Here is a 26,420-nt window from a genome sequence, read left to right as displayed (position 1 = left end):
TCCCTTGTCCGACATCGCGATCGTAGGCATCGGGTGCCGGTACGCCGGTGGCATCGATTCACCGGCGTCCTTCTGGAATTTCGTTCTCGACAAGCGGGACGCGGTCACCGAGATCCCCGCGGACCGTTGGGATTACAAGCGCTTCTACGATCCGGAGCAGCGCACGCCCGGACGCATGTACACCAAACGGGCCGCATTCCTGACCGGGGATCCGTGGGCCTTCGATCCCGATTTCTTCGGCATCTCGCCCCGCGAGGCGACGGCGATGGATCCGCAGCAGCGGCTCATCCTCGAGGTCGCGTGGGAAGCGCTGGACGACGCGGGCGTCGCGGGACGCAGTTCCGGTGCGCCGATCGGCGTGTATGTGGGTGCGTTCACGCTCGATCAACTCGCGGTCGGATTCACGGGTGCGGCGCTGGCGCACATCGATATGCATTCGTCGGCGGGCACGTCCTACACGATGCTGTCGAACCGAATCTCCTACGCGCTCAACCTCGCCGGGCCCAGCTACACCGTCGACACGGCGTGCTCCTCCTCGCTGGTGGCGCTGCATCTCGCCTGCTCGGCCCTCGACAACGGCGACTGCGAGTCCGCGCTGGCCGGTGGGGTGAACCTGATGCTGCAGCCGGGAACGTTCATCTCCATGTGCAAGGGCGGGTTCCTAGCCGCGGACGGGCGCAGCAAGTCCTTCGGTGCGTCCGCGGACGGATACGGGCGCGGTGAGGGTGCGGGCATGGTGCTGCTCAAGCGGCTCGCCGATGCCGAGCGCGATGGTGATCGGGTGTACGCGGTGGTCAAGGCGACCGGATCGAATCAGGACGGGCGGACCACGGCGATCACCGTGCCCAATGCCGACGCGCAGGAGCGGCTGGCCAAGTCGGTCACCCGGCGGGCGGGCATCGACCCGATCCAGGTGCGGTATGTGGAGGCCCACGGCACCGGTACGCCGGTCGGAGATCCGCTGGAGCTCAGGGCAATCGGCCGGGCCTATGGCGCCGCGACCGGGCGCGCGGATCGGGTCGGTGTCGGGTCGCTAAAGTCGACGCTCGGCCATACCGAGGCCGCAGCGGGTATCGCCGGCGTGATCAAGTCGGCGCTGGCGGTGTACCACCGGACGCTGCCACCGCAGGGCTGGCTGGACGAGGAGCCGAATCCGGAACTGGGACTGGACGAGCTGGGCTTGGAAATCCAAACCGAGGCCCGCGCGCTCGGCCCCGGTGATCCGATGACGGTGGCGGTCAACGGTTTCGGGTACGGCGGGACCAATGCGCACGCGATCGTGCAGGAGTATCGGTCCGATCTGCCGGAAACCACCACGGGGGTACCGCATTTCGGGGTGCTGCCACTCTCGGCGCGCAGTGCACGCGCGGTGCGTGAGCTCGCGGGTGCCTACGCCGAACTGCTCCGCGGTGGCGCGGACGCGGATCGCCTCGCCGCTGCCGCCTGGACTCGGCGCAATCACCATCAGTTCCGCATCGGCATCCCCTTCGGCTCCCCCGGCGAATTGCTGGACGCCCTGGACGATTTCGCGGACGGCGCGGGACGGGACGCGACTCGGACCGTCGCGAGCCCCTCGAACGGACCGGTATTCGTCTTCACCGGGATGGGGCCGCAGTGGTTCGGCATGGGACGCGAGCTGCTGGGCTCCGATCCCGAGTTCACGGCCACCGCGCACCGCATCGATGACGTGTTCACCGAGATCGCGGGGTGGTCGATTCTCGACGAACTGCGCAAACCCGAAGAGCTGTCGCGCGTCACCTCGACCGAGGTGGCTCAGCCCGCGAATTTCCTGATCCAGGTGGCGCTGTACGAGAAGCTGACCGCCCTGGGCGTCACACCGTCGGCGATCGTCGGGCACAGTGTCGGCGAGGTGTCCGCGGCTTATGTCAGCGGTGTTCTCTCGCTGCGCGAGGCACTGACCGTGGCCTACCACCGCGCGCGGTTGCAGGCTCGCACCGCGGGAACCGGAGGGATGCTCGCGGTCGGCCTGCCCGCTGCCGAGGCGGCGGCATGGCTGGACGTCGGCGTCGATTTGGCGGCGGTCAACAGCCCGAATGCGTGCACCCTCTCCGGCGATCTGGACCGCCTCGCCGAGATCGCCGAGGACCTCACCGCCCGTGGCATTTTCGCCAAGCAGCTGCACGTGGAAGTGCCCTATCACAGCTCGTTGATGGACCCGATTCTCGAGGAGTTGCACAACGCCCTAGCCGAGCTCGCGCCCCGGCCCGCATCGATTCCGCTGTACTCCACCGTGACTGGGGCGCTGACCGATGGGCAGTGGGACGCCGAATACTGGTGTGCCAATGTGCGCCGACCCGTCCGGTTCGCCGACGCCATCGGTACGCTCGTCACTTCGGGCGCAGGGGTTTTCGTGGAGGTCGGCCCGCATCCGGTGCTGGGTGCCAACATTCGGGAAATCCTGATCGAAGCGGGCGAAAAAGGCACCACCGTAGCCACTTTGCGACGCAAGCAGCCTGACCCGGTGAGCATGCGGCAGTTTCTCGCGGGGCTGTACGCCGCGGGCACGCTGGACATCGCGGCGCTGTTCCCGGTCACCAGCCCGCATCAGGAGCTGCCGCGCTATCCCTGGCAACGCACTCGATTGCGTTCCGACATACCGGTATTCAGTCAGCACCGCTACGGCAGTTCCGAGATCCCCGCCATGCTCGGCGATCCAGATCTGGAGCAGCCACGCCGGTGGACCGTCGATATCGCGGTGGGCACTCTGCCCTGGATCGAGGATCACGTGGTCGACGGCACCCGCATCCTGCCGGGTGCCGCCTACCTGGATGCCGCCCTCAGTGCCGCCTCACTCGAATTCGGTTCGCGCCCCTGCACTTCCGTGGAGCAAGTGCGCTTCGTCGCACCGCTGGTCATCGAGTCCGGCGACGTGCCGGTACTGGAGCTGACCGTCGAGGATTCGACTCGGCGGTTCACGATTCGGTCTCGCACCGCCACGGGCAGCAGCTGGACGGTGCACGCCACCGGCCGGCTGGTCGACGGCAGGTACGAACCCGGCAAGACCGACTTTCCGGCCCTCGATGCGATGACCGAGGTCGAACCGGCCGCGCTGTACGCGGAGCTCGCGGGTACCGGCGTCGAGCACGGTCCGTCGTTCCAGCTGGTGCGGCAGGCGTGGGTGGACGGCGACACCGTGGTCGCCCGGATCGACGCGAGCATGGCCGCGGGCTCCGGGCATCTGGCGCATCCCTGCGTGCTCGACGCGGCCTGGCAGGTCGTTTCACTCGGCGACGCGGGCGGTCCCGCGCGGGACGGCGCTGTCATTCCCATCGGGGCGGAGTCGGTGCGGCGCTATGCGGCGCTCCCGGACGAGGTGCTGGTGGTGGCGCGGCTGACCGAGGCGCTGCATGCCGACATCGACATCCTCGATACCGATCACAATCCGGTGCTGCGGATCGTGGACGCGCGGTTCCAGGCGGTGCCGTTCGGCGGCGGGCTGCTGCGGCGGCTCGAGCAGATCTACTACGAGGAGAGATGGGTCCTCCGGGCGCCACTCGAACGGGTTGCACTGGTCCCGGCCGAGACGACGGCGACGGTTGTGGTCGAGCTCGGCGCGGCACGAGGGGGCCGCGCCGAGCAGATCACCCGAGCGCTCCCACACGCGCGGTTCGTCGCAATCGACTCGGGTGCACCGGGTTTCGAAGCTCCGGTGCTCGAGGCACTGCGTGCGGCACATGCCGCGCCGGGCATCGAACGTCTGCACCTGTGTGTCGTGGCGGGTACCGGCGATATCGTCGGCAGACTGTGGACGCTGAGCCAACTCGCGTTGGCTGTCGAAGGATTCGCCGACAGCGTCAATCCGGAACCGCTGCCGCTGACGGGGGACGGCTCGCTCTACGCGACGCTGGTCACCGAGCGCGCGATCGTGCATCCGGAGGACCCCGCCGAACCCGACCCCGAGCACGCCGCCCTCGCCGGCGCCCGGCGCGTGCTGCTCAACGAACAGCCGCCGGTGCGCTGGCGTCTGGTCGACACCGATCCCGACACCACGGTCAGTGAACTGCTCGACGAGCTCGCGGTGCCCGGGGCATTTGCCCCCGGCGACACCGATGAGGTGTTCCTGCGCAACGGATTACGCTGGTCGATCGTCGTGACGCGGGCCTTGGCGGAGCGGCTGGCCGCGCTGGACGAGCCCGAGCCGCTGGGCGATCCGGAAGCCAATTTCGCACTAGACATCCCCCGTTCCCGGCTGCTGTCCCAGCTCGGCTGGCGGCGCACCCAGCGCCGTGCGCCCGGGCCGGGTGCGGTGGAGGTGCGGATGGAGGCCATCGGCCTCGGTTTCAAGGACCCGCTCAAGATTCTCGGCGTGCTCGGCGAGAACGAGCTCGGCGCCACACATTTCGGTGTCGCGCCGGGCATGGAAGGCGCGGGCACCGTGGTCCGCGTCGGCGCCGGGGTCGAGGCTTTCCAGGTCGGCGACCGGGTCGGCCTGGCGTCGCCGGGCATGGTCGAGCGCTATCACGTGGCCGATGCCGCGCTCATCGGAGCCGTGGCCGACAGCATCCGCCCGGAACTGTGCACCTCGATGGTGTCCATGGTGACCGCCGAATACGCGCTGCTCGACCTGGCCCGCGTGCGGGCGGGTGACACCGTGCTCGTCCACGGCGCCGCCGGCGGTGTGGGCAGCTGCGCGATCCAGGTGGCGAAACTGCACGGCGCCACCGTGATCGGCGCGGCGGGCTCTGACGAACGCCGCGCCTGGGTGCTGGACCAGGGCGCGGACGCGGTGGTGGATTCGCGGTCGCTGAACTTCGTCGACGACGTGCTCGGGCTGACCGCTGGACGCGGCGCGGATATCGTCATCAGCACCGCGCCCGGCGAGGTCATCCACCAGAACTTCAAGGCGGTGGCTGAATTCGGCCGGATCGTCGAGATCGGCAAGGCCGACATCTATTCCGGTGGCGTACTGGAGCTGCGCAACTTCGACAAGAACGTCTGCTACTACTCCTTCGATCTGGACCGCATGCTGGGCATGCGAACCGCCGAGGTCATGGCGCGAGTTTCCGAGGTGTTCGGGAAGCTCGCCGGTGGGGTCTACCGGCCGGTGGCGGTCGAGTCCTTCGGTACCGACGACGTGGTGAGCGCCTTCGAGGAGGCGCTGCGTTCGACCCGGCTCGCCCGTATCGCATTGCACCTGGGCGACGAAAACCCGTCGGTGCGACCACAACCCACCGAGGTGGCGATCGACCCGGACGGACGCTATCTCATCACGGGCGGGTACGGGGCGTTCGGGCTGGCGACCGGCCGTTGGCTGATCGGCCGGGGCGCAAGGCATCTCGTGCTGGTCGGCCGCAGTGGCGCGACCACCGAGCTGGCCCTGCGGCAGCTGTCGCAGTGGCGCGCCGAGGGGATCGAGGTCTCGGCCGAGCGCGCCGATATCACCGACCCCGAATCCATTCGCGCCGTTGTCAATCGGGTGCACACCGATCGGCATCCGCTACGTGGCGTGTTCCATGCCGCCGGCGTGCTCGACGATCAGCGCATCACCACCATGGATCGAGGCAGCCTCACCAAGGTGTTCCGGCCCAAGCTCGACGGCGCGCGCACCCTGTCGGACGCGCTCACCGGCGCCGGTGTCCGCCTCGACCTGTTCGTGCTGTTCTCCTCCGGCAGCGCCATCATGGGCGGAATCGGCCAATACTCCTATACCGCTGCTAATCTCGCGCTCCAGTCGTTCACCGAGCAGCTGGCCCGCCGGGGCGAGCGAGTACTGTGCATCGGCTGGGGCGCAATGTCGGGCGGCGGCATGGTCGATGCCGACGAGACGGTGCAGCGCTATCTGCGCATCGCCGGTTTCGATGCCATCGATATGGATCAAGGCACCGAATACCTCGGTGCGGCACTGCGACTCGGGGTCCGGCAGGCCGCCATCATTCCGGTCGATTGGAGCAAGGTCGTGCTCGCCGCGCCGCAAGCCGCTTACACCGCGCGCGTTGCCGACCTGATTGCCGCTGCCGCACAGAATAATTCGGCGGCAGCACAGCTTCGCGAGCAAATCAGCGCGCTGGACGAGGGGCAGCGGTCCACCGTGGTCGGCTACCTGCTCGCCGAGCAACTGGCCGAGGTGATGGGGGTGGCCGCCGATTCGATCGCCCTGGATGTACCGCTACCGGAACTGGGCCTGGATTCGCTGATGGCCGTGGAATGGGGTGCACTGGTGACCAAGACGCTCGGCGTGGAGCTCAACAGCATGCAGTTGGGCCGCTCGTTCAGCCTGGGGCAGGCGGGTGCGCGAATCGCCGACATCATCGTCGGCGACACGGCGCAGCGGGAGGTGCTCGGATGACCGAGCCGGAACGCGGTATCGCTCGCCGCCTGCTCGCCAACGGGATCCCGACCCCCTCGGGACCGACGCGGCGGCAACCGGTTCCGGTGCGGGCGTCCCGATCGCGACGTGGGCCGGGCCGCCAGTTCGCGGATCATCCCGCCGTGGTGGACGCCCTGCGCAAGCAGGCCGCCATCCAACATCTGGTCGATACCACCGGGCTCCCGCATCCGCTGTATCTCTCCCCCGAAGGGCCCAATGGCGCGGTGATCCGCTCCGGCGGACGGGAACTGGTGAACTACAGCTCCTACAATTACTTGGAGCTGGCGCAGCACCCGCGCGTCATCGCCGCCGCCAACGCCGCCGCCGAGCAGTACGGCACCTCGGCGTCGGCGACCCGCATCGTCACCGGCGAGATCCCGCTCTACGCCCAGCTGGAGCGCCGGCTCGCCGGCATCTACGACACCGGCGACGCCCTGGTCACCGCCAGCGGGTTCCTCACCAACGCCGCGGTCATCGGGTTCCTGCTCGCCGAAGGCGATGTGGCGGTGTGCGATTCGCTCGCCCACGCCAGCCTGGTGGCGGGCACCCAGTGGGCGGGCTGCCGCCGGGTCACCTTCCGGCACAACGACCCCGAAGCCCTGGCCGCCCTGCTGCGCGCCTCCCGGCACCAGTTCGATCGCGCCCTGGTGATCATCGAAGGCCACTACAGCATGGACGGCGACCTCGGTCCCGTCGCCGAAATAGCCGAGGTCGCACGCAAATACGACTGCGCCGTCCTGGTGGACGAGGCCCACGCGCTGGGCGTGCTCGGCCCGAACGGCCTGGGCAGCCGCGAACACTTCGACATCCCAGGCGATCTCGTCGACATCTGGGCCGGCAGCCTGTCCAAGGCCATGGGCAGCACCGGCGGCTTCATCGCCGGCGACGCCGACCTGGTGCGAGCCATCAAATACGCCGCACCGGGGATGGCGCTGTACACCGCGGGCCCGTCACCCTCGAACGTGGCAGCGGTCCTCGCGGGCCTCGACGTCCTCGCCGCCGAACCCGACCGGCTGACCCGCCTCTGGTCCAATGCCCGCCTCTTCTGCGACGCCCTGCGCGCCCACGGCCTCGACCTCGCCGACTCCCAATCCACCCCCATCGTCCCGGTCATCGTCCCCGGCGAGGTCCGCGCCGGCTACGCCGCCGCCGCCATGCTGCAACGCGGCTACAACGCCGGCGCCATCCTCTCCCCCGTCGTCCCCGCCGGGACCGAACGCCTGCGCTTCTTCCTGACCAGCGAACACACCGAACACCAACTCCGCGCCACCGCCGACCACCTCGCCGACATCCGCACCATCGTCGAGCACATCCCGGACCTCGCCATCGGCCCCGAATCAGCCGCGGTGCGGGGACTTCCGACTGCTCCGGGATTCCTCGCCTGAGTCGAGCAGGCTCGCGATCCGCGGGCCCACGGATCGCAGAACTTCCGGGGTGGTGAGCAGGTCGTGCGGGGCGTCGACCGGGTGGTCGACGATTTCGCCGTCCACATATTCGGCCCAGCTGGCGGCCAGGCCGGCGCCCTGGGCGCTGAAGAAGTCCAGGCGGCCGCGGTAGACGCCGAAGTCGGCGGTGGATTCCAAACGTGCGGAGCGGAGCGCGCTGCGGTAGATGGTGCGCAGGTGGTCCGGGGTGATGGCGGCCAGTTCCGGGGGGATGGCGGCGTGCAGAGCCGCCAAAGCCTCGTCGGTGAGGTCATCGGATTCGCCGTCTGCCACCACGGCGGAGTCGGTGAGGCCCATTTCGGTGAAGAGGGCGGCGAGGGCGGTGCGCAGGTCGCCGATGTCGTCGCCGATCCTGCTGTCCAGCATGACCAGCGAGGCGACTTCGGCGCCGGAGGCTTGCAGGGCAACGGCGACACCGTGGGCCAGGACACCGCCGAGGGACCAGCCGAGCAGGTGGTACGGGCCGTCCGGTTGCACCGCGCGGATTTCGGCGACATAGCGGTGCACCATGTCCGCCAGCGCGGACGGGAGATAGTCCGGTTCCGACAGCACCGGGGACTGCACGCCATAGATCGGGCGATCCAGGTACTGCGCGAAACCCGCGTAGCACCAGGACAATCCGTAGAGAGGATGGATGGCGAACAGGGCGGGCCGGTCGCCTTCGGCGCGAATCGGCAGCATGACCCCCAGGCCGTCCGCGTCGTCGCCGACGCGGGCAGCCGTGATGCGCCGGGACAGCGCCTCGACGGTGGAATCGGTGAAGAACCACTGCACGCGGATCTGTGTGCCGGTCACCCGGCGCAGCCTGCTGACCGCCTTGGTGGCCACCAGGGAGGTGCCGCCGAGGGCGAAGAAGTCGTCGTCCAGTCCGACTCGCGGCACGCCGAGGACCTCGGCGAAGACGTCGGCGATGGCTTGTTCCAGCGGGGTCGAGGGCGCGCGATGGTGCCGCTCGGCCAGTTCCGGCTTCGGTAGCGCCTTACGATCCACCTTGCCTACCGGGGTCAGCGGGATCTCGTCGAGCACAACGATCGCCGCGGGCACCATGTGTTGCGGGAGACGTCGCGCCGCGTAGGCGGTCAACGCGGCCGGATCCACGGCGCGACCGGGTACGGGCAGCACGTAGGAAACCAGAACCGTTGCACCCGAGTCGTTCTCGCGGCCGATAGTGGTGACGAAATCGAGATCCTCGTGCGCGCCGAGGACGGCGTCGATCTCACCCAGCTCGATGCGGAAGCCCCGGATCTTCACCTGCGCATCGGTGCGGCCCAGGTAGTCGAACTCCCAATCGCCGCCGGCGGCGCCGGGAACGAGTCGCACCAGGTCACCGGTGCGATACATGCGCTCGCCCGCGGCGCCCCACGGGCACGCTACGAACCGGTCCGAGGTCAGCCCCGGACGATTGTGGTAGCCGCGCGCCATCGCGGCACCGGCCAGGTACAGCTCACCGGCCACGCCCGGCGGCACCGGATGCATGCGGGCGTCCAGGATCAACGCCGAAATACCGTGCACCGGAACACCGATGGTCACCGGAGTACCGGCCTGCTGCGGGCCGTAGACCGCGCCGATCGTCATCTCGGTGGGGCCGTAACCGTTGATGTACCGGCGGCCCGGCTGCCAGCGCGCCAGCAACTCCGGACCCGTCACATCGCCGCCGGCCGCCACCAACTCCAGGTGATCGAGGCCGTCCGGGTCGACGGTGCCCAGCAGCGCCGGGGTCATCACCGCGTGGGTAACCGCCTCGGCGCGCAGCAGTTCGGACAGCTCGTCGCCACCGATGATGCTCGGTGGCACAACGACCAAGGTCGCGGCGGCGTAGCACGCGGTGAGCCACTCCTCCACGGACTGATCGAAACTCGGCGAGGTCACCTGCAACATGCGATGGTGCGGGCCGATCCGATAGGCCTCGGTCGCCAGGTAGCCGATGAAACCAGCGAGCCCGCTGTGAGTGACGGTGACGCCCTTGGGCAGGCCCGTGGAACCGGAGGTGTAGATCAGGTACGCCGGATGCCGAAGATCAAGCGGCGCAGTACGTTCCGCGTCGGTGACCGGCGCGCCGGACCGGTCGGCCAGCAGCCGCTCGGTCGCGGGATCGTCGAGCGTCAGCCACGTGAGATCCGCCGGGAGTCCGGAGCTGTCGGCGGTCGCGATGAGACCGAGTACCGCGCCGGAATCGGTGAGCATGTGCTGGATCCGGTCCGGCGGGTAGGCGGGGTCGACCGGCACGAACGCGCCGCCGGTCTTGGCCACTGCCCAGATCGCGGCGATCATCTCGTAGGAACGCGCGATCGCCAGGGCCACTACCGTTTCCGGCCCCACACCGTGCGCGATCAACACCCGCGCCAGCCGCGAGGAATAGTCGTCGAGCTCGCCGTAGCTGATCGAACGGCCCTGATAGCGCACGGCGATCCGGTCCGGGCCCAGTCGCAGCCCGCGAGCGAGCAGGTCCGGCAGCAGGCCACGGTCGATCGGCTCGGGGCCGCTGATCGGAGTCAGCCGGGCATGCTCGTCGCCGGACAGCAGCGACAGTTCGCCGACCGGAAGTTCCGGCCGGTGCACGATCGCCTCCAGCAGGCGCACGAACCGTTCGGCGAACACCTCGACCGTCGACTCGTCGAACAAGTCGCGCGCGTAGGTCAGCAGCGCCGACAATCCGGATTCGGTTTCCCGTATCGTCAGCGACAGGTCGAATTGCTCGGGCAGCACGCCGGATTCGACCGCTTCGACCCGCAGCCCGGGCAGCTCGAAGCTACTTTCCGGCACGTTCTGCAACGCCAGCGACACCTGGAACAACGGGTTGCGCGCGGTGGAACGTTCCGGGTTGAGCAGTTCCACCAGTCGCTCGAACGGCAGATCCGCATGCGCGAACGCCTGCAGGTCGGCTTCCTTTGTGGCGCTCAGCAATTCGCCGAACGACCGGTCCCCCGGCGCCTGGGTGCGCAGCACGAGCGTGTTGACGAACATTCCGATGACATCGTCGATCTCGGCCGCACCGCGGCCCGCCACCGGCGTTCCGATAGCGATGTCCGCGGTGCCGGACATACGCGCCAGGAATACCGCCAGCGCGGTGTGCAGGACCATGAACAGGGTCGCGTTCTGCTCGCGCGCAACCGTTTTCAGCCGTTGGTGCAGCTCGCTACCGATAGCGAATTGCACCTGTCCGCCCGCGAAGGAGGCCAGCCGCGGCCGCGGCCGGTCCGCGGGCAGGTTCAGCTCGTCGGGCAGCCCGGCGAGGGCGCTGCGCCAGTATTCGGCCTGGGCCGAGATGAGGCTGTCCGGATCGGTTTCCGCGCCCAGCACCTCGCGTTGCCACAGCGCGAAATCGGCGTACTGGACCGGCAGTGCCGCCCAGCCCGGCGCGGTACCCGCGGCGCGAGCGGCGTATGCCAGCACCACATCCCGCGTCAACGGGCCCATGGACCAGCCGTCCGCGCTGATGTGGTGCACCACGAACGCCAGCACGTACTCGCCGTCGGCGACCTGGAACAGCTTCGCCCGCAACGGGACCTGGGAGGTCACGTCGAACCCGAGGCCGACCATGCCGCCGATCGCGGCACCCAGTTCGCCGGCGGTCACGGGCACCGGAGTGAGGTCGGGCACCGCCTGATCGGCGGGCAGGATCACCTGGTACGCGATCCCGTCACGTTCCGGATACACCGTCCGCAGCGTCTCGTGGCGCGCGATGACATCGGCGACCGCCTGCTGTAGAGCCGCCGTATCCAGCTCACCGATCAAACGCACCGCACCCGGCACGTTGTAGGCCGCCGAATCCGGATCGAATTGGTTGAGGAACCACATGCGCTGCTGCGCCAGCGACAGCGGAATGCGTTCCGGGCGTGGGCCGGCGGTGAGGGCCTTGCGTCCGCTGCCCGCGTGCTGTTCGACCTTGACGGCCAGTCCGGCGACGGTGGAGGACTCGAAGACGGTGCGCACCGGAACATTGGTGTCCAGTGCTGCGCCGAGGCGCGCGGCGACCTGGGTCGCCAGCAGCGAGTTGCCGCCGAGGTCGAAGAAGTCGTCGTCGGCGCCGACGCGGTCGCTGCCCAGCAGATCGGTGAAGACCTGCGCGACGATCTCCTCGATCGGAGTCGACGGGGCACGGAAGGCTTGCGTTTCGAACTCCGGCTCCGGCAACGCCTTTCGATCCAGCTTGCCGTTGACGTTGAGCGGGAGCGCGTCCAAGACCACGAAAGCGCTGGGCACCATGTACGACGGCAATGCAGCACTGAGCGCCGACTTCACCTGCGCCACATCGATATCCGTACCCACCAGATAGGCCACCAGGCGATCACCGGTGCGCGGGTCGGACTTCGCGAGCACCGCGGTCTGCGCGATCTCCGGCAACGCCAGCAGGGCGGCTTCGATCTCACCGAGCTCGATCCGGAAACCACGGACCTTCACCTGGAAGTCCGTACGGCCCCGATAATCCAACTCACCAGCGGTGTTCCAAGCCACCAAGTCACCGGTGCGATACATACGCTCACCCGCACCGAAGGGGTTGGCCACGAAACGATCCGCAGTCAAATCCGGGCGGCCGAAGTAACCACGCGCCAACTGCGCACCCGCCAGGTACAACTCACCCGACACACCGACCGGCACCGGCCGCAGGCGGGCATCCAGCACATAGACCTGACTGTTCCACTCCGGCGCACCGATCGACACCGACACCGCATCAGCATCGGTGACGCGATGGCTGGTGATCGACACCGCAGCCTCGGTCGGACCGTACAGGTTGAACAACTCCACCCGCGGCAACTCCCCCCGGAACCGCTGAGCCAACACCCCCGGCAGAGCCTCACCAATAGCCAGCACCCGCCACAACGAATCCGGCAGCCCACCGGCACTGAGCAGGGCATCGAGCATGGACGGCACCACATGCAAAGTGGTGACCCACTCCCGCGCCAACAGCTCATTCAAGTAAGCCGGGTCGCGATGACCATCCGGCACCGCGATCACCAGACGACCACTACACACAACAGCCGACCAGAACTCCCACACCGACAGATCGAAAGTCGCGGGAGTCTTCAACAGGAACGCATCAGCGGCATCGAGACCGAACTCGGTTGCCTTCCACAGCAACTGGTTCGCGATCGCCCCATGCGTAACCGCGACACCCTTCGGACGACCGGTCGAGCCCGAGGTAAAGATCACGTAGGCCGTGTGCTCCGGCTGCGCCGCCCTGGAGTCTGTGATCGGGGCAGTGGCGTACGCGGAGAGGTCCACCTCGTCGAGGCGCACCACCGGCACCATGGCGGTGCTGAAGTCCGTGTCGGCGTTGGTCAGCACGCACACCGGTGCCGCGACCTCGAGGATGTAATCGGTGCGCTCCGCGGCTTGATCCGGGTCGACCGGCACATAGGCGCCGCCAGCGGTGCTGACGGCGTACATCGCCACGACCAGATCGACAGACCGGCGGATGGCCAGCGCAACCCGCGACTCCGGGCCGACGCCGAGCGAGATCAGATGGCGGGCAAGCTGATTCACCCGCGCGCCGAGTTCGGCGTAGGTCAGCTGGGTGCCCGCATCGGTGACCAGCGCGGTCCCCTTCGGGTCCGCGGCAACCGCAGCGGCCAGCAGCGCAGGCAATGTGGCCGCCGAATCCAGTTGGTGCGCGGTCGCATTCCGCAGGCTCAGCGCCGCATGCTCGGTGGCGTCGAGGAGTTCGAGGTCGCCGACGGCGGTGCCCGGGGCAGCCACGATCTCGGTGAGCAGCCGCACGAAACGGTCCGCGAAGTCCTGCACCGTGCGGCGGTCGAACAGGTCCGTCGCGTAGGTGAGGAAACCGTGGATACCGGTGGGTGCGCCCTCGGCGTCGTAGGCGTCGGCGACGATCGCGTGCAGATCGAACTGGGACAGTTGACGATTGGTGTCCAGGCCCGCAACGGTCAGGCCCGGTAGCGCCAGGGCCGACCGGTCCAGGTTCTGGAAGGACAAACCGACCTGGAAGAGCGGGTGCCGGGCGGTGGAGCGGGCCGGGTTGAGCAGCTCGACCAGACGCTCGAACGGGACATCGGCGTTGGCGAAGGCCTGTAGGTCGACTTCCCGTTGCCGAGCAAGCAGTTCGGTGAAGGCCGCGTGCGGATCGTAGTGCGTGCGGAACACCAGGGTATTGACGAACATGCCGATGAGGTCATCGAGGGCGGCCTCGCCGCGGCCCGCCATCGGGGTACCGATGGCGATGTCGTCGGTACCCGAGAGCCGGGCCAGCAGGACGGCCAGCGCGGTGTGCACAACCATGAACAGGGTCGCGCCCTCGGCGCGAGCCAGTTCCGCGAGCGCGGCGTGGGTCGCGGGGTCGACGCGGAGTTCCACGCGGTCGCCGGCGTAGGACTGGACGGCGGGGCGCGGCCGGTCGCGCGGCAATTCCAGCTGGTCGGGCAGGTCGGCCAGAGCTGAACGCCAGTAAGCCACCTGCTCGGCGGCCACCGAGGCCGGGTCGTCCTCACTGCCGAGTAGTTCGCGCTGCCACAGTGCGTAGTCCGCGTATTGCACCGGCAACGGATCCCACTGTGGGGCTTCGTCTTTCGTGCGGGCGGCGTAGGCGGTCACCAGGTCGCGGGTGAGTGGGCCACCTGACAAGCCGTCACCGCTGATGTGGTGGACGACCAGAGCGAGGACGTGGTCGTGCTCGTCGATCTGGAACAGGACCGCGCGCAGCGGCGCCTCCGTGGTGACATCGAAGATCGTCGAGACCAGTTCGGCTACGGCGGATTCCACGTCGAGCGGACCGGTGCGTAGTTCCAGCTGTGGCACGTCCGCGTGCGCGGACGGCAGGATGACCTGCGTCGGGCCGTCGGCGGTCTGCGGGTACACGGTGCGCAGGACCTCGTGACGCTCGATCAGGTCGGCGAAGGCCCGGCGCAGGGCGTCCACATTCAGCTCGCCGGTCAGGCGCAGCACGAGCGGAATGTTATAGGCAGCCGACTGGGTGTCGAACCGGTTGAGGAACCACATGCGCTGCTGCGCGGGTGAGAGCGGAATGCGCTGCGGCCGTGGACCCGCCACCAGGGCGCGGCGCTCGCGGCCCCCGGTGCGGTCGGCGAGCAGGCTCGCGAGTTCGGCGACGGTCGGCGCGGAGAAGAGCAGGCGCACCGGGATCCGGGCGTGCACTGCCTCGCCGAGGCGCGCGGTCACCCGGGTCGCGAGCAGCGAGTTACCGCCGAGAGCGAAGAAGTCGTCGTCGGCCCCGGCCCGTTCGATGCCGAGCACCTCGGCGAAGACCGAAGCCACTGTCCGCTCCGCCGCCGTGGCCGGCTCGCGGTAGTTCCGGGGCGCGAATGCCGGTGCGGGCAGCGCTTTACGGTCGAGCTTGCCGACAGCTGTCAGCGGAACTTCGTCGAGGACGACGACCGTGGCGGGCACCATGTGCGGCGGGAGCGTCCGGCCCGCGAACCGCACCAGTTCGCCGGGGTCGATCGCATCGCCGGTCACGTAGGAGACGAGAACGGTCGCACCGCAGTTGTTTTCGCAGCCGACGGTCACCGAGTAGTCGACCTGCGGGTGCGCGGTGAGCACCGCGTCGATCTCGGCGAGTTCGATGCGGAAACCGCGGATCTTCACCTGGAAGTCGGTGCGGCCCAGGTACTCCAGCTCCCAGGCGGCCGCGTCGGTACCGACCCAGCGCACCAGGTCACCGGTGCGGTACATCCGCTCCCCCGGAGCACCCCAAGGGTTGGCGACGAAACGCTCGGAGGTCGCGCAGGACCGCCCCTGATAGCCGCGTGCGAGCGCCGGGCCGGCCAGGTAGAGCTCGCCGGTGGCACCGGCGGGGAGCGGTCGCAACCGGGCATCGAGCACCGCCGCCCACAACCCGGGCACGGGGTGGCCGAGCGTGACCCGCTGTCCCGCAACCAGCGTGGTGTAAGTGGCGCCGATCGTCGCTTCGGTCGGGCCGTAGCCGTTGATGAAGCGGCGGCCCGGCTGCCACCGGGCGAGGAGTTCGGGCGTGCTGGCCTCGCCGCCGGCGGAGACGACTTCCAGGTCGTCCAGGCCGGCGGGGTCGATGGTGCCGAGCAGGGCCGGGGTGATGATGGTGTGGGTGACGCGCTCCGCCCGCAGCAGGTCGTGCAGCTCGGCGCCGCCGACGATGTCCGGCGGCGAGATGACCAGGGTGGCGCCGCTGTAGAAGGCAGTGCACAGCTCTTCCACCGACTGGTCGAAGCTCGGTGAGCACACGTGCAGCATGTGATGGTCCGGGCCGAGCCCCAGGAGGTTCGCCGAGTAGGCGACGAGGCCGCCGAGACCGGCGTGCGTGACGGTGACGCCCTTGGGCAGACCGGTCGAACCGGACGTGTAGATCACATAGGCCGAATTCGAAAGCCGCAGGGGCGCAGTGCGATCGGCATCTGAGATCGGCGCAGCAGATTGTGCCGCGCACAACCGCTCGGTCGACGGGTCGTCGAGCACCAGCCAATCGACGGCATCGGGCTGACCCGGCGTGCCGGTCGTGATCCCCACAGCCACAGTGGAATCGGTGAGCATGTACCGGACCCGATCGGCCGGATAGCCCGGATCGACCGGCAGGTACGCACCGCCTGCCTTTGCGACCGCCCACACGGCGACAACCATCTCGTAGGAACGCCGCAGCGCCAGCGCCACAACGGTTTCCGGCGCGACCCCCCGCGCGATGAGGACCCGCGCCAGACGCGACGACTGCGCGTCGAGCTCGCCGTAGGTGTACGAGCGCCCGGTCTCGCGAACCGCAACCCGGTCCTGCCCGAAACAGACTCCGCGAGTGAGCAGTTCGGGCAGCAACCCGGTATCGGCAGGTGTGCCGCCACCCATCCGGGTCAGCCGCTGGTACTCGTTCCCGGCCAGCAACGGCACATCGATCACCCGGGCCGCGGGCCGCGCCACCATGCCCGCGAGCACCCGGCGTAGTCGATCGGCCACGTCTTTGGCGGTCGCGTCGGCGACCATATCGCGCCGGTACTTCAGCTGTACCAGCGTCTGCGCGCCGAGGAAGACCAGGACGGTGATCGGATAGTGCGTGAAGTCGGCGCCCTGCAGGCCCTCGACCCGGAGTCCGTCGAGCGCGCCCCCGGCCTGCCGCAGCCCTTCGACATCGACCGGGTAGGACTCGAAAACCAGCATGGTGTCGAACAATTCACCCTGTCCGGCCATGCGCTGGATCGCGCTCAGGCCGAGGTGGTGGTGATCCAGTAGCGAGACCTGTTCGGCCTGCACGGAATCCACCAGCGCACCGACCGTGGTGTCGGCGGTGAACCGGATCCGCACCGGGATGGCGTCGACGAAAAGGCCGATCATGTCGCCGATCCCGTCGAGCTGCGCCGGGCGGCCGGAGATCGTGGCGCCGAAGACGATGTCGTCGCGGCCGGTGGTGCCCGCGACGACCAGACCCCAAGCCGTCTGGATCACCGTGTTGGCGGTGACCTCGGCACCCGAGGCATAGGTGGTCAGCGCAGCGGTTTCCGTTGCGGACAGGGTGAATTCGCAGAGCCCGAATCCGGTGCCCGGGCGCGCGGGAGCGGGCAATTCGGGCCCGAGCATGGTCGGCGTGACATCGACCAGGACGTCCGACCACGCGCGTTCGGCCGCGTTCCGGTCCTGCTGGGCGAGCCAGCGCAGATAGTCGCGATACGGGCGGACCGCGGGCAGCACTCCGGCGTCGCCGCCGGCCGCGTAGAGAACCAGGAGTTCTTTCATCAACAGCGGCATGGACCAGCCGTCGAGCAGAATGTGATGCCCGGTCAGCACCAGGTGACTGTGACCGGAGTCGTTGCGGTACACCGTGAATCGCAGCAGCGGCGCGATCGCGGGGTCGAATCCGCGCTGACGCTCGTCGGCAAGGAGCCCGGGCAGATCCGCCGCCGCGACGCCGTCGACGACCTGCCACGGCACCTCGACCGCCTCGACCACCAGCTGCACCGGCGTCCCGCCGTGCGCCGAGACGAACGCGGTCCGCAGGTTCGCGTGCCGATCCAGAATGGCCTGCGCGGACCGCCGCAACCGCGCCATGTCCAGTTCGCCGCCCAGCTGCGCCGCCAACTGGATGATGTAGGCCTCGACCGATCCGTCCAAGAGTTCCATCAGCACCCGCAGCGCACCCTGCAACGGCGACAGCGGCAACACGTCGGTCAGCCCGGGGTAGTCGGACCGCCACTGGTCCAGCTCGGACTGGGAGACCCGCACCAGCGGCACATCCGACGGCGTGAGACCGCCCGCCGCCGGGTGCTTCGCATGGTCGGCGAACGCCGTCAGCGCTGCCGACCACTCCTCGGCCAGCTCCCGCACGGCCGCCTCGTCCAGGATCTCCGCCGCATACCGGAAGCTCGCTTCCATGCGCGGACCGGCGGCGGTGTCGGCGACGATCGCATTGATGTCGACGACCGCCCCGACCGGCAGGTCGTGCTCGATATCCAGCTCGCCGAGATCGCCGGTCGGCATCCAGTCGGTGTGGTCCGCGGGCGCGCCCGCCGACGCCCGGCCGAGATAGTTGAAGCCGATCTGCCCGGGATCGCCGCCGAGCAGCTCCGCGGTCTCCCGGTTCAGGTGGCGCAGCAGACCGAACCCGATGCCCTTGTCCGGCAACGCGATCAGTTGTTCCTTGACCGACTTCAGCAGCGTCGCGAGCCCCGCGGCATCGACGGCTTCGACCTCGGACAGGTCTATCGCGACCGGGTAGAGGCTGGTGAACCAGCCGAGGGTGCGCGTGAGATCGGCTCCGGGGACGACGGTTTCCTCGCGGCCATGGCCTTCGAGTCGGATCCGCGTCACCGGCGCGTCGACCCCGCGGCGCCTGCGCCAGCTACGCACCGCGAGCGCGAGCGCTGCGAGCAATGCGTCGTTGACACCCGCGCGGTACAGCGCGGGCAGTGTCGTCAGGACCGCCGTGGTGACCTCGACCGGCACCGAAACGGTGAGCGACCGCATGGTGGCGGCGGTGTCGACCGAGCGATCGATGGCTCGCGCACCCAGCAATGGATCGGGGGTGGCCAGTACTCGCTGCCAGAAATCCAGCTCGGCCGCGCGGGCGGGCGCGACCGCCGCTTCGGCGAGGCCGTGCGCCCAGCGCCGGAAGGAGGTGCCGACCGCGGGCAGCGTGATCTGCTGCCCCGCCGCGTGCTGGGTCCAGGCCAGCGCGAGATCGGGGATCAGAATGCGCCAGGACACCCCGTCGATCACGTAGTGGTGTGCCGCGATCGCCAGCACGTCCTGGCCGCCGGCACGGCGGATCCAGGTGCAGGACAGCATCCGGGCGGCCGCGGGGGCCAATGCGGCCAGCGCGGAAGCCATTGCGGCACTGCCGATTCGCGCGAGCTCCGCGCCGTCGGCCACGGCGCGCGCGTCGAGTTCCGAGATCAGTGTTCCGGCATCGACCGCCGCGCGCGGCAGTGTCTCGAACCGCCAGCGCCCGTCCTCGGACCAGACCCGGGAGCGCAGGATCTCGTGCCGATCGAGCACACCGCCGATCGTGGCGACCAGACCGGCCCGGTCGATACCTTCGGGCAGCGCCAGCACCATCGTCTGGGCGAACCGATCCGAGGAGCCGGTGGTCAGGTATTCCGCCAGGATCGGCGTCAGTGGGATATCTCCGACGCCCCCACCGGGCAACTCCGCCAGCACAATCGGCGCCTCGCCACCCACGGCCGCGACGCGGGCCAATCCGGCAACGGTCCGCTGCTCGAACACATCCCGGGCGGTGAAGACGATCCCGGCCGCCTTGGCCCGCGACACCAGCTGGATCGACATGATGCTGTCGCCGCCGATCGAGAAGAAGGAGTCCTCCACGCCGACTTCGGGCACACCCAGCACCTGCGCGAACAGTTCCGCCAGTTGCGCTTCGACAGGACCCAGCGGTGCGCGCGATGTCGCGGGTTCGAAGACCGGTTCCGGCAGGGCTTTTCGATCCAGCTTGCCGTTGCTGGTGAGTGGGAGTTCGTCGAGAACGACGATCGCGGAGGGCACCATATGCGCGGGCAGGACCGCCGCGGCGTGCTCGGTCAGCCTGGCTGGTTCGACCGTATGCTGCTGGGCCGCAAGGACATACGACACCAGTGCCGTCGATCCGGAGGGCAGCGTCCGCCCGAGGGTGACGGCGAACTCGACATCCGGATGCCCGCTCAGCACCGCGTCGATCTCGCCGAGTTCGACGCGGAAGCCACGCACCTTCACCTGCGCGTCGGAACGCCCGACATAGTCGAGCTGCCAGTCGGTTCCGGTCCCGGCGCACCAGCGCACGATGTCGCCGGTGCGATACATCCGCGCGCCGGACGCACCCCACGGATTCGGGACGAACCGTTCGGCGGTCAACCCGGCCCGGTTGCGGTAGCCCCGCGCCAGGCCGCCACCCGCCAGATACAGCTCGCCCGCGACGCCCGGCGGCACCGGATTCAATCGTGCGTCGAGCACCAGGGCGGACATGCCGCGCAACGGCGCACCGATGGTAATCCGCTGCCCTGGCACCAATTCCACGAACGACGACATGATGGTCGCCTCGGTCGGCCCGTAGGCGTTGAGGAAGCGGCGGCCGGGCTGCCATTTCGCCAGCAGCTCGGGGGTCAGCACATCACCGCCGACGAACACCACCTCGAACTGGTCGAGACCGGCCGGATCGACGGTGCCGAGCACCGCCGGAGTGATGATCGAGTGCGTGACCGCCTCGGTGCGCAGCAGGTCGCCGAGTTCGGCGCCTCCGGCGATCGATGACGGCACGATGACCAGCGTCGCGCCAACGGCCAACGCGCACATCCACTCCAGCACGGAGGGATCGAAGCTGGGCGAGCAGATGTGCAGGAACCGATGGTGCGATTCCAGCTCGTAGCCGCGGACCGCCGCGTCGAGCAGGCCACCGAGTCCGGTGTGGGTGACGGTGACGCCCTTGGGCAGCCCGGTGGAACCGGACGTGTAAATGACATAGGCGGGGTGCCGAAGGTGCAGCGGCGCAATACGATCCGCGTCCGCTACCGGAGCATCCGATTGTGCGGCGCACAGTTCGGCCGTCGTGGGATGGTCGAGCAGTAGCCAGTCCACTCCGCCGGGCAAGCCGTCCACGTACTCGGCGGTGGTAATGCCCAGCACCGCACCGGAATCGGTGATCATGTGCCGCACCCGATCCGCCGGGTAACCGGGGTCGACGGGCACGTGCGCGCCACCGGCCTTGGCGATCGCCAGCACCGCTGTCACCATCTCGGCGGACCGGGGTAGCGACACCGCCACCAGAGCTTCCGGCCCGACACCGCGTTCGATCAGCACGCGCGCCAATCGCGAACTGCGGTCATCGAGTTCGCCGTAGGTGATCGACCGGCCGCGGTCGCGCACGGCAACCCGATCCCGCCCGAGTGCTACTCCCCTGGTCATCAGGTCGGGCAGCAGCCCGGTGGCCATCACGCTGTCCTCGGTCACCCGGGTCAGCTGGGCCAGCTCGTCACCACCGAGTAGCGGCAGATCCCCGACGGGAGTCTCCGGCTGCCGCACGGCGGCCGCGAGCAGGCGGATGAACCGCTCGGCAAGGACCTCGACTGTGTGGCGGTCGAACAACTCGGAGGCGAACCCGAAGTCCGCGGCGATGCCCGCGGAGTTGTGCGCTTCCCGAATATGGAGGGCGAGTTCATGTTTCGGCAGCGCCGTGCCGCTCCGGCGGACGGGAGGCTCGCCGTCGGACAAGATGACCTGCACGAGAGACCCGCGCGCGACCACGCCGGTGGCGGACCGCTCGGATTCCACCAGGGCGGCCAGCGCACCGAACGACAGGTCGGTGCGCGTGAAGACCTGAAGTGCGACCTCTTTCGCCTCCGCGAGCAGATACTCGAAAGACATCTGCCCGGATATCCGGGTCCGCAGGACCACACCATCGGCCCAGTCGTCGCCCGCGCCAACGGAGCGGACCAGAGTTCCGATGGGGATATCGTCGGCACCCGATAGTCGCGCGAGGAGCAGCGCGAGAGTCGCATGGGCGACGGTGAAGACCGTGGTGTCGCGGCTGCGCGCGAATTGGTGCAGGCGAAGGTGGAGATCGGCCGCGATATCGACGGCTACGTGCTGGTCAGCGGAGGCGACCGCCGTCGTTCTCGGGCGATCCACCGGGAGGTTCAGTTCCTCCGGAAGGTCGGCCAGCGCGGCACGCCAGTACCGCGTCTGCGCGATCAGGTCGTTGCGCTCACAGAAGTGCCGCTCCAGCTCCGCGGGTGTGCGCTCGGGTGCGGCGACGAATTCGGCGAGCACCGCGCGCAATCGGTTCGCGAGCGCTTCGGCCGTCGCGGTGTCGACCATGTCGTGGCGATGCTGCACACCGATCCGCAGTTCGGCGCCCAGCTCGACCTGCACCGCGACCGGGTAGTGGGTGAGGTTGCCGCCGTGCAGGCCGACGATTTCCAGGCCGTCGATCGACCCGTAGGCCAGGCGGAGACCGTCGGCGTCGACCGGATACGACTCGTAGGCCAGCAGTGAATCGAACAGCTCGCCCGCGCCGGCGACGCGTTGAATCTCGGCCAGGCCCAGGTGATGCGCCTCCAGCAGCGAAACCTGTTCGGACTGCAGTTGTTTCAGCAGCTCGCGCACCGGCGCCTGGGCGTCGAAACGCATCCGCACGGGAATCGTGTTGGCGAACAGGCCGACCATCGCGTCGACACCGTCGAGCTGCGGCGGCCGCCCGGACACCACCGCGCCGAAGACGATGTCCTCGACGCCGGTGCAGGAGGCCAGCACCAGACCCCAAGCCGCCTGGATCACCGTGTTCACCGTGACCTCGGTGGTGGCGGCGAACGCTTGCAGCGCCGCGGTTTCGGCGGCGGTCAGGTCGGCGGCGCACATTCCGTGGCCGTCGGCCGGAATCACGGGTGGGGCAAGGGCTTCGGTCAGCCTGGTAGGCCGCGCGCCGGACAGCGCCGCCTTCCAGATGTCCAGGGTGGCGTCCCGGTCGTAGCGCGCCAGCCAGGCCAGGTAGTCGCGATAGGGCCGGACGCGCGGCAGGACCGCCGAATCACCGTCCGCCGCATAGGAAAGCAGCAGCTCCTTCATCAGCAGCGGCATCGACCAGCCATCCAGCAGCAGGTGATGCGCGGTCAGTACCAGGTGCGTGCGGCCGGAGTCAGTGCGGTACACCGTGAATCGCAGCAGTGGGGCGACGGCCGGATCGAATCCCGCCAGCTGTTCGGCGGCGAGCAGCGACTCGGGATCGGTGTCGGCCGTGTCCCGCACCTGCCAGGAAACCGAAAGTCCCTCGGCGACAAGCTGAACCGGAATGCCGTCGGCCGTGGCACCGAACGCGGTGCGCAGGATCGCGTGCCGCTCCAGCACGGTCTGCGCGGCTCGCCGCAACCGGTCCAGGTCGACCACACCGGCCAGCTCGACCGCCAACTGCAGCAGATAGGGGTCGGACTCGGAAATCTGTGTGAGATAGAGCAATCCGAGCTGTAGCGGTGACGGCGGCAGGACATCCACCAGCCCGGGGCGCTGACGCTGCCAGGTATCGAGTTCGTTCTGGACGACCCGCACCAGCGGCACGTCGGACGGCGTCAGCCCACCGGCGGCCGGATCCTGCACATGCTCGGCGAGCCGGGTCAGCGCGGCCACCCAGTGCTCGGCCAGCTCCCGCACCTCGGTTTCGGCGAGGATCTCCGACGCGTAGGCGAACGAGGCGGTCAACTGCGCACCATCGGTGACGATCGCGTTGATGTCCACGACGGCGGCCGCGGGCATCGCCGGATCCTGGGCGGCCTCGGGCTCGCCCCAAGCACCGGTGGGCAGCCAGCTGTGCTCGGTCAATCCCTCGTCGCCGGTGGAGATCCGGCCGAGGTAGTTGAACCCGATCTGGCCGAGCGAACCGCCCAGCTGGCCCCCTGCGCCCGGATCGAGATGGCGCAGCATGCCGAAACCGATGCCCTTGTCCGGCACTACGAGCAGCTGTTCCTTGACGGATTTCAGGATCGCGCCGAGCGCCGCACCATCGGCCGGGTGGCCGGAAAGATCGAGAGCCACCGGGTACATGGTGGTGAACCAGCCGACGGTGCGCGTCAAATCCGCACCGGCGACCGCGTTTTCCTCGCGGCCGTGGCCCTCGAGGCGAATGCGGGTGGTCGCCGCGTCGACGCCGCGGTCGGCCCGCCAGGTCCGCACCGCCAAGGCCAGTGCGGCGAGCAGTCCGTCGTTGACCCCGCCGCGGTACCGGCTGGGTAACTCGGTCAGCACCGCGTGCGTGACAGCGGCGGGCACCGTGACGGTGAATCGGCGCACCGTAGCCACGGTGTCGCGCGCCCGATCCAGATCGCGGGCTCCGAGGGGCGGATCGGCGACGGCCAAAACCTGCTGCCAGTACGGCAATTCAGCGCTCCGGTCGGCCTCGGCCAGACCGTGCGCCCAGCGCCGGAAAGAGGTGCCGACCGCGGGCAGAGTGACCGGCTGAGCGTTGCGCAGCTGGGCCCAGGCGGCAACCAGGTCGGAGACGAGAATCCGCCACGACACGCCATCGATCACATAGTGATGCACCGCGAGGATCAGCGCGTCCGGCCCGTCGGGCCGCGCCAGCCAGGTGCAAGCGAGCATGCGCCCCGCTGCCGGGTCCAAGGTGTTCAGCGCGGAATCCATTGCGGCGCAAGCGGCTACGGACAGTTCCGCGGGCACCAGCCCGGCGGGCACCTCGACGCGGGTCAGCAGCGCGTCCACATCCACCGCACCGGGCGGCAGTGTCCGCAGCCGCCACTCCCCCGCCACCGGCCCCAGCTGCGCACGCAGCGTGTCGTGGTGGTCGACCACGGCGGTCAGCGTGTCCACCAAAGCTTTTCGATCGATATCCGCCGGCAGCTCCAGCACCATCTGCTGGGTGAACCGGTCGGAGCTGCCGTGCTCCAGATAGGCCGCCAGCACCGGCGTCAGCGGGATGTCGCCGACCCCGCCGCCGGGCAGTTCCGCGAGCGCCGGCACCGCCTCGGTCCCGGCCACGGCGACTCGCGCCAGCCCTGCCACCGTGCGCTGCTCGAACACATCCTGCGGCGTGAACACGATCCCCGCCGCCCGCGCCCGCGACACCAGCTGGATCGACAGAATGCTGTCCCCGCCGGCGGCGAAGAACGAATCCTCGGCACCGATTCGGTCCACTCCGAGGACCTGGGCGAACAACTCGGCGATCCGAGTTTCCAGCGCGCCCTCCGGAGCCCGGGAGGCCGCCGCCTCGAATACCGGTTCCGGCAACGCCTGCCGGTCGAGTTTTCCGTTGGGGGTCAGGGGAATAGCGTCCAGCGCCACGAACGCCGACGGCACCATGTGGCTGGGCAGCGTGGCTCCGACGAACCGCGCGAGCTCCGCCTTGTCCAGCTCGAACCCGTTGCGTGGCAGCACATACGACACCAGCAGCGTCGCACCCGACGGCGCGGTCTTGCCGAGGGTCGCGGCGTAGTCGATGTCTGGATGCGCGGTCAGCGCGGCGTCGATCTCGCCGAGTTCGATGCGGAAACCGCGCACCTTCACCTGGAAGTCCGTGCGGCCGAGGTACTCCAGCGTCCCGTCGCCCCGGCGGCGCACCAGATCACCGGTGCGATACATCCGCGCGCCCGGCGTGCCGAACGGATTGGCCACGAACCGCTCGGCCGTCAGCCCCGCCCGCCCCAGGTACCCCTGCGCGAGCGCGGGCCCGGAGAGATAGAGCTCACCGGTCACCTCGGCGGGCACCGGCCGCAAGCGCGAATCCAGCACGACCGCACCGACTCCCGCGAGCGCGGCGCCCATGGTGATCGGCTCGCCCGGCCGCAGCTCGCCGGTGCCGGTGGCGAGGATGGTGGCCTCGGTCGGCCCGTAGCCGTTGAAGAAGGACCGCCCAGGCGCCCACCGCTCGACCAGGCCCGGCCCGAACGCGTCGCCCGCGACGACCACGGTGCGCAGCGCGTCCAGCCCGGCCGGATCCACGGACTCCAGCGCGGCCGGGGTGATCAGCAGGTGCGTAACCCGCTCCGCCCGAAGCAGATCAGCGAGATCCGCACCGCCGAACACCGATGGCGGTGAGATAACCAGCGTCGCACCGGAACTGAAGGCCAGCAGCAACTCCAGCACCGACACGTCGAAATTCGGCGAACAGACGTGCAGCACACGGGAATCCCCGTGCACTGCGTACCGCTCGCGCTGCGCGGTGACCAGCGTGGCCAGACCGGCGTGGGTCACCACGACACCCTTCGGGCGGCCGGTGGACCCGGAGGTGTAGATGACATAGGCCGGATGCTGATCGCTGAGCGTGCGCACCCGGTCGAGGTAGGAGACCGGATGCGCGGGCTGTGCCGCGATGCGTTCCCGGAGCCCCGGCTCGTCGATCGCGAGCCACTCGGTGCCCACACTCTCCCGCTGCGCGTCGTCCAGGCGCGCGCGATGCGCCGAGCCGGTCACACCGAGGACGGCCCGGGAGTCGGCGAGCAGGTAATCGATGCGCTCGGCGGGCAGCGTGGGATCCACCGGCACATAGGCCGCGCCGGTCTTGGCGACCGCCCACACCGCTAGCACCGATTCGATCGAGCGGGTGAATCCGACGGCCACGACATCGCCTGGGCCGACCCCGCGCTCGATCAGCTCCCGGGCTAGCCGCGACGACGCTTCGTCGAGTTCGGTGTAGGTGAGCTGGCGCTGATCCGCGGGCGCGCCGGTCGAGTTGTAGCGAACGGCTATCGAACCGGCCGCGGATTCGACAGCGGCGGTGAGCAACTGAA

General features: G+C 69.2%; 3 protein-coding genes. 2 read left to right on the top strand and 1 reads right to left on the bottom strand.

Annotation, left to right across the window (positions count from 1 at the left end; all coding sequences use genetic code 11):
* The first annotated feature begins 4 nt into the window (after positions 1–4).
* The gene (locus IBX22_RS32890; RefSeq protein WP_194819700.1) at positions 5–6,307 is read left to right on the top strand and encodes a type I polyketide synthase; all 6,303 of its coding nucleotides are present in this window, start codon (positions 5–7) and stop codon (positions 6,305–6,307) included.
* On the top strand, positions 6,304–7,713 hold the full coding sequence (locus IBX22_RS32885) for an aminotransferase class I/II-fold pyridoxal phosphate-dependent enzyme (RefSeq protein ID WP_194819699.1): 1,410 nt from the start codon (positions 6,304–6,306) through the stop codon (positions 7,711–7,713). The genes IBX22_RS32890 and IBX22_RS32885 overlap by 4 nt, the downstream gene beginning before the upstream one ends.
* Here the strand turns inward: IBX22_RS32885 and IBX22_RS32880 are convergent.
* A complete protein-coding gene (locus IBX22_RS32880; RefSeq protein ID WP_194819698.1) occupies positions 7,666–26,415 on the bottom strand; it encodes a non-ribosomal peptide synthetase in 18,750 nt (6,249 codons plus the stop codon). The two genes, IBX22_RS32885 and IBX22_RS32880, sit on opposite strands and share 48 nt — an antisense overlap.
* Between the last annotated feature and the right edge of the window lie 5 nt (positions 26,416–26,420).

The organism is Nocardia sp. XZ_19_385 (genome assembly GCF_015355755.1).
Classification (GTDB): domain Bacteria; phylum Actinomycetota; class Actinomycetes; order Mycobacteriales; family Mycobacteriaceae; genus Nocardia.
The sequence above is the reverse complement of the archived record's forward strand: the minus strand, read 5'-3'. Positions and strand labels throughout refer to the sequence as shown.

Excerpts from the sequence above, each read along its gene's own strand:
- IBX22_RS32885 (WP_194819699.1), top strand. The coding sequence starts at position 6,304 with ATGACCGAGCCGGAACGCGGTATCGCTCGCCGCCTGCTCGCCAACGGG.